The sequence below is a fragment of the Mesorhizobium sp. WSM4817 genome, from assembly GCF_055811135.1.
Map to the genome: position 1 here is coordinate 139248 of NZ_JBVVQQ010000007.1, position 6674 is coordinate 145921.

General features: G+C 65.0%; 6 protein-coding genes. 5 read left to right on the top strand and 1 reads right to left on the bottom strand.

Annotated elements, in window-relative coordinates:
• The 3 genes from AC0L2K_RS12680 to AC0L2K_RS12690 form a co-directional block, all read left to right on the top strand.
• Nucleotides 1–1276 (top strand): LysM peptidoglycan-binding domain-containing protein (locus tag AC0L2K_RS12680; protein WP_473531495.1); only part of this gene is annotated, 1276 nt, incomplete at its 5' end.
• Nucleotides 1277–1340: 64 nt separating this feature from the next.
• Nucleotides 1341–1667, top strand: coding sequence for an ArsR/SmtB family transcription factor (locus AC0L2K_RS12685; protein ID WP_091590509.1), 327 nt, complete (start codon nt 1341–1343; stop codon nt 1665–1667).
• 99 nt (nt 1668–1766) lie between these two features.
• Entirely contained in the window at nt 1767–3653 is a 1887-nt protein-coding gene (locus AC0L2K_RS12690; protein WP_091590511.1) for an ABCB family ABC transporter ATP-binding protein/permease, read from the top strand.
• A gap of 3 nt (nt 3654–3656) precedes the next feature.
• Here AC0L2K_RS12690 and AC0L2K_RS12695 read toward each other — a convergent pair whose 3' ends face one another.
• Complete coding sequence (locus AC0L2K_RS12695; RefSeq protein ID WP_473531496.1) at nt 3657–4529, bottom strand: SMP-30/gluconolactonase/LRE family protein; 873 nt, start codon at nt 4527–4529, stop codon at nt 3657–3659.
• Between the two features lie 244 nt (nt 4530–4773).
• On the opposite strand from AC0L2K_RS12695, the gene AC0L2K_RS12700 reads away from it, so the two are divergent.
• Together AC0L2K_RS12700 and AC0L2K_RS12705 are read left to right on the top strand one after the other, a co-directional pair.
• Nucleotides 4774–5472, top strand: coding sequence for a phosphatidylserine decarboxylase (locus tag AC0L2K_RS12700; RefSeq protein WP_023800728.1), 699 nt, complete (start codon nt 4774–4776; stop codon nt 5470–5472).
• Between the two features lie 3 nt (nt 5473–5475).
• Nucleotides 5476–6291 (top strand): CDP-alcohol phosphatidyltransferase family protein, encoded by an 816-nt coding sequence (locus AC0L2K_RS12705; RefSeq protein WP_023800727.1) that lies wholly within the window; start codon nt 5476–5478, stop codon nt 6289–6291.
• Nucleotides 6292–6674: the final 383 nt, after the last annotated feature.

Consider the following 6674-nt stretch of genomic DNA (forward strand, 5'->3'; position numbering starts at 1 on the left):
TGGGTTGTGTGCTGCACGGCCATTGACTCTTGCCCTGTCTTCACCCCCGACTGTGTCTGGGGGTGTGTGGCCCCCGGGGGGGCCGGGGGGGCGGGGGGCCGATGCGATTGCGCCGACTTTCGACATCGTTCGGGTCGAGATCAAGGGCTCTATTGTCGTCGCCGGCAAAGCCGCACCCAACGCCAAGGTCGAGATTCTCAACGGTTCGACGGTTCTCGGCTCGACGGTCGCCGGTGCCGATGGCGCTTTTGCCATCGTTCTCGACGATGCGCTGAAACCCGGCGATTACACGATCGCGCTGCGCTCGATGACCGGCAATGTCGTGACCCCCTCGGCGCAGACGGCTATCGTCTCGATTCCCAAGAGTCCTGCTGGCCAGGTGCTGGCGATGATCGAGGAGCCGGGCAAGGCCTCCGAATTGCTCACCGTTCCTTCACCCGAGACAAAGCCTGAATCGCCGCCTGCCGGCGACAAGGCGGCCGCCCCGGCTTCCGAGGACTCCGCTGCCGGGGACCCCGCTGCCGCAGCACCAGCCGCACCGGCTGCCACGGCGCCGGCCACCGTCGACGCCGCCCCCGCGCCCGCTCCGGGCGGGCCGGCCGCACCGGCGACACTAGCTGCAGGGCCAAAGGTCGTCGTCGAAGCGATCGAGATCGACGGCAACAAGATCTTCGTCGCCGGGCTCGCCGACCCCGGCCGCAAGGTGCGCGCCTATGCCAACGATATCTTGCTCGGCGACGCGAAGACTTCGCCCGACGGTCATTTCCTGGTTGAGGCGACGCGCAACGTTCCGGTCGGCACCTACACGATCCACGTCGATGCGCTCGATGCCGACGGGGTCAAGGTGGTGGCCCGTGCCGCCGTGCCGTTCGAGCGCGAGCCGGGCGAGTCGATCGCCGCCGTGGCGCCTGCCGAGGCAAAGCCGGCCGCGCCGGCAACCACGCCTGCGGCGCCCGCGACCGAGGCGCCAGCCGATGTGGCGGCTGCGACGCCCCCGACCGGAGTGCCCGAGACCGCGGCGCCGAAGCTCGAACACGCCGACAGCGCCGTTATCATCCGCCGCCGCGATACGCTGTGGCGGATTTCGCGGCGCGTCTACGGCCAAGGCGTTCGCTACTCGACCATCTACCTCGCCAATCAGGATCAGATCAGGAATCCCGACCGCATCTGGCCGGGGCAGGTGTTCAAGGTCCCCGGAAAATCGCAGGAAGGCGAAGCCGCCAACCTCAAGGCGATGGGCGACCAGATGACGACGGCCCCGACAAAGGCCAACTAGAAATCCTTTTCTTCTCTAGCGGGCTCTTGCGGAAAGTTCATTCATCGTCTATCGCCGATAGACGATGAACGCTCCCTTGACCGAGAAGACTTGCGGCTTCGCCGACAGCCAGGCCGTCGCCGCGAAGCTCGCCGCGCTTTCGCATCCGGCCCGGATCGAAATTCTCCGGCACCTTTCGGCCAGCCGCTCCTGCTGCTGCCGCGAGGTCGTCGACCATCTCGACCTGGCGCAGTCCACCGTTTCGCAGCACCTGAAGATACTGGTCGAAGCCGGGCTCGTCCGCTACCAGCCGGATCGGCAACGCTCGCGCTATGAAGTCGACAGCGATGCGCTCGAAGATGTTTCCGCATCGCTGGCCGCTCTGGTCAATTCGTGCTGCTCCGGCCGCTAGACCATCATCCCGAACCGAAGGACCGTCTCAGCGAAAAGTGGAAGCCGGTTTTCGGAAAAGATCGTGGTCAAGCAATAAGAAATACGAAAAGGCGATAAAATGGCCGAAAAAACCGTCTCCGCCGATTCTGGCTCGACCTTCAAGACATTGCGCAATCTTTGGCCCTATATGTGGCCGGCCGACCGTGCCGATTTGCGGGCGAGGGTGGTGTGGGCGACCGTGCTTCTGGTCGTCGCCAAGCTGACGCTGGTTGCCGGTCCCTACTTCTTCAAATGGGCGACCGATGCGCTGGCTGGTGACGCCAAGTCGGCGCCGCCGCTGCCGGCCTTCATGCTGGCGCCAGTCATGCTGGTCATCGCCTACAATGTCGTGCGGCTGGTGCAACTCGGTTTCAACCAGCTGCGCGACGCGCTGTTTGCCCGCGTCGGACAATACGCGGTGCGCCAACTCGCCTTCCGCACTTTCATCCACATGCATCGATTGTCGCTGCGCTTCCATCTCGAGCGCCGCACCGGCGGCCTGTCGCGCATCATCGAGCGCGGCACCAAGGGCATCGAGACGATCGTCCGCTTCACCGTGCTCAACACCTTGCCGACCATCCTCGAATTCGCGCTGACAGCCGGCATCTTCGCGGTCACCTATGGCTGGAAGTACGTGGCTGTGGTGGCGGTGACGGTCTGGCTCTATATCTGGTTCACCATCAGGGCGAGCGACTGGCGCATCGTCATTCGCCGCGACATGAACGACAGCGACACCGATGCCAGCACCAAGGCGATCGACTCGCTGCTCAATTTCGAGACGGTCAAATATTTCAACAACGAGGGCATGGAAGCCGAGCGCTTCGACCGTTCGATGGCGCGCTACGAGACCGCTGCCACCAGGATATGGACCTCGCTCGGCTGGCTGAACTTCGGCCAGGGCGTCATCTTCGGTCTCGGAACGGTTATCGTCATGTGCCTTTCGGCGCTGGAGGTGCAGGCCGGCACGCAGACGGTTGGCGACTTCGTGTTCATCAACGCCATGCTGATCCAGCTTTCGGTGCCACTCAACTTCATCGGCTTCATCTATCGCGAAATCCGCCAGGGCCTGACCGACATCGAGCAGATGTTCGGTCTGCTGGATGTGCCGCAGGAGATCGTCGACAAGCCGGGGGCCAAGCCGCTGGTCGTCGGCTCCGGCAAGGTCGAGTTCCGCGACGTGCAGTTTTCCTACGATCCCAACCGCAAGATCCTGAAAGGCATCAGCTTCGAAGTGCCGGCCGGCAAGACGGTTGCCATTGTCGGGCCATCGGGCGCCGGCAAGTCGACCATTTCGCGGCTGCTGTTCCGCTTTTACGACATCCAGGGCGGCAAGATTCTGATCGACGGCCAGGACATTCGCGACGTGACTCAGCAGAGCTTGCGCGCGGCGATCGGCATGGTGCCGCAGGACACCGTGCTGTTCAACGACACCATCGCCTACAACATCCGCTACGGCCGCGTCGATGCCAGCGAGGAGGATGTGCGCAAGGCGGCAGAACTCGCCCAGATCGGGCCGTTCATCGAGCGGCTGCCCGACGGCTACCGTTCGATGGTCGGAGAGCGCGGACTGAAATTGTCCGGCGGTGAGAAGCAGCGCGTGGCAATCGCCCGCACCATTTTGAAGGCGCCGCCGATCCTGATGCTCGACGAGGCGACCTCGGCTCTCGACAGCCATACCGAACAGGAGATCCAGGCGGCACTCGACCTAGTCAGCAAGGGTCGCACCACCATCGTCATCGCCCACCGGCTGTCGACGGTGATTTCGGCCGACGAGATCATCGTGCTGCAGGACGGCCAGATCGCCGAGCGCGGCACGCATGCCGCCTTGATGCGCAAGGCCGGCCTGTACGCGTCGATGTGGGATCGCCAGCGTGAGGCAACCGAGGCCGAGGAGCGGTTGCGCATTGCTCGCGAGCGCGACGAGTTCGGCGTTGTCGTCCGCCGCCGCCCCTCCGAGGTGTCGTAGCCCCTACGGCCAGCCAGCGCCCGGCGCGGAAGCTTCGATGCTGAGCACCTGGCCGGTGCGCGCATCGCTGATCATGTGCTCGAAGCCGCGCCATTCGGCGGCGACGATGAACAGCGTCTTGCCGTCGGCGCCGCCGAGCATGCAGGCAAAGCAGCCGCGATCGGCATCGACACTGTCGAGCATCGCCCCGCCCTCGCGCACCCGCACGCAGTGCCGGTTGGGGACGTCGGCATACCAGATGGCGCCTTCGGCATCGAGGCAGATGCCGTCGGGAAAGCCGTTGCCGAGGTCGGCCCATCGCCGCCGGTTGGCAAGGCCGCCATCGGCGGCGATGTCGAAGGCGGTCAGCCTGTTGGCGTGGGACTCGGCGACGATCAACGTCTTGTTGTCAGACGACACCGCCATCCCATTGGCGAAGGCGATCTTGTCCGCCACCTGCCGCACCGACCCGTCCGGTGCAATCAGCACGATGGTGCCGGGGCCGAAATGCTGGCCGGGAACCGGCGCTGGCCCACCGCCATTGACGTAGATGTTGCCGCGCCCGTCGACGACGATCTCGTTCCAGGCGTTCCGTGAGAGGTGTCGCAGATCGGCGTGGGTGACCAGCGTCCCGTCTGCTTCCTGCCGCAGCACCAAGCCCTCACGCCCGCAGACGACGACCAGGCGACCGTCCGGCAGCCAGTCGACCGAATAGGGCAGGGTGGCCGGCACGGTGAGCATGACCTCACTGTTGCCGTCGGAATCGACGGCGATGATCTGGCCGGTTCCCCAGTTGCAGATCCAAAGCCTGCCATCATGCCAGCGCGGCGATTCGCCGAACGCCAGACCGTTCATCACGACCCGCGCTTCCTTTGCTGCTGATTTCCGTGACAGCATTTGTTGCCTCCAGCTTTCGTTCGGCGGGCGCTTTGACAAGGCCCGTATCTCCAAGGACGCATGAGGCCGGTTCGCCCCGACACCAGTCATGCTTTTTTGGACAGGCTCATTGGACCCCTTCCAACGCCCGCGATCGGCTAATGCGGACGAGAACGCCGGATCCGGCGTTCCCTCATTGTCGCGTTGCGGCCACAGGGTGTTTCCGCTATTGAGGCCGGACCTGAAACTAGGCTGTTTCCATTCCATGGACCTCGTCGACACGATCAAGAAAACGTTGGTTCCGATCCATCGCGAAGGCTATCCGTTTATCGCCGCCTTCGCAGCGGTGACGCTTTTCCTCGGCTATTTCTCTTCGATCCTGTTCTGGGTCTGCCTCATCCTGACGGCCTGGTGCGTCTATTTCTTCCGCGATCCCGAGCGCGTCACGCCGGTCGACGACCGGCTGGTGGTGAGCCCGGCCGACGGCATCATCACGGCGGTCGGTCCGGCAGTGCCACCGCGCGAACTTGGCCTCGGGGGCGGCGAGATGACCCGCATCTCGGTGTTCATGGACGTCTTCTCCTGCCACGTGAACCGGGCTCCGGTGCGCGGCCGCATCACAAGGATAGAGCATCGGCCCGGCCAGTTCCTCAACGCCGCACTTGACAAGGCGAGTGCCGACAACGAGCGCAATGGCCTGGTCATCGACAGCCCGAACGGCACGGTGGCCGCGGTGCAGATCGCCGGCCTGGTGGCGCGGCGCATCGTCTGCTGGGCCGAGACCGGCGGCACGATCGGCATCGGCGAGCGCTTCGGGCTGATCCGCTTCGGCTCGCGCGTCGATGTGTTCCTGCCGTCGACCGCAACGCCGCGTGTCGCCGTCGGCCAGACTGCAGTCGGCGGTGAAACCATACTGGCCGAATTCGGCGGCGTTGCCGCAACGCCGCTCGTGCGGGTGTCCTGAGCCGTGGGCGCGCCGTTCAAAAAATTCGAGGCGCATGGCAGCGGCGGCCCGCGCATCCGTGAAATTCCGATGCGCATGGTGCTGCCCAATCTTGTCACAGTGCTCGCCATCTGCGCCGGCCTCTCGGGCATCCGCTTCGGCTTCGAAGGCCGTTTCGAGCCGGCAGTGGTGATGGTGCTGCTGGCCGCCTTCCTCGACGGCATCGACGGCCGTCTGGCACGCATGCTGAAGGCGACGTCCAAATTCGGCGCGCAGATGGATTCGCTGGCCGACATCGTCAATTTCGGCGTAGCACCCGCGCTGGTGCTCTATGCCTTCCTGCTCGACCAGGCCGGCTCGCCGGGCTGGATTGCCGCGCTGCTGTTCACCATCGCCTGCGGGCTGAGACTCGCTCGCTACAACGTGCTCGACGAAGAAACTGATCGCCCGCAGTGGCAGACCGAGTATTTCGTCGGCGTGCCGGCGCCGGCGGGCGCCGTGCTGGTGATGCTGCCGCTTTACCTGTACTTCCTGCGGCTTGGTGTGGAGCCGTCCCGCCCTGCCGCCTTCATCGCCGCCGGTTTCACCGTTCTGATAGCCTTCCTGCTGGTCAGCCGGCTGCCGGTCTATTCCGGAAAAAGCCTGAAAGTCCCGGGCGACAAGGTGCTGCCGATCATCCTCGGTGTCGTCCTCTACATCCTGCTGTTGATGACCTATCCCTGGTACACGCTGACGGCGTCGGTTGCCGGCTATCTGCTCTTCCTGCCGCTCAGCATCCGCGCCTATTCCAGGCGCGCCAAGCGCGAAGGCGAGAAGGTGCCGCCTTCGGACTTCGGCTGACAGATCTGTCGCCAATTCGCTGATAGTTCAACTAGTTCAAGTCGGACGCATCCCGCTCTAGCGGGAACCTGCCGGCGTCTTGACCGTTCTGTCTCAGCGGGCGAGGCGAGCGACGTCGCGAACGCCTCGCTATCAGTCCTTGAAGCTGCTGTCCCAGGCGCAGGAGCTTGAAGAAGAGTGAGGAGAAATGGCTGTCGTCCTCATTGGCGCGTTGCTCATTGTCGCTGGCATTGTGTATATGGCCGGCGCAGCCCTTTGGCGTGGGCGGCTCAGCGGTACCGCGCCGGGGGGCGCGGGGGCGGGTGGCGGGGCGCCCAAAATTGGAAACCCCCGGCCCGCCCATTGGGCCCGGGGGGGCGGGGGGGGGGGGGGGCGGGGGGGGG

Coding starts and splice junctions, on each gene's coding strand:
- AC0L2K_RS12685 (WP_091590509.1), top strand. CDS start 1,341: ATGAACGCTCCCTTGACCGAGAAGACTTGCGGCTTCGCCGACAGCCAG.
- AC0L2K_RS12690 (WP_091590511.1), top strand. CDS start 1,767: ATGGCCGAAAAAACCGTCTCCGCCGATTCTGGCTCGACCTTCAAGACA.
- AC0L2K_RS12695 (WP_473531496.1), bottom strand. CDS start 4,529: ATGCTGTCACGGAAATCAGCAGCAAAGGAAGCGCGGGTCGTGATGAAC.
- AC0L2K_RS12700 (WP_023800728.1), top strand. CDS start 4,774: ATGGACCTCGTCGACACGATCAAGAAAACGTTGGTTCCGATCCATCGC.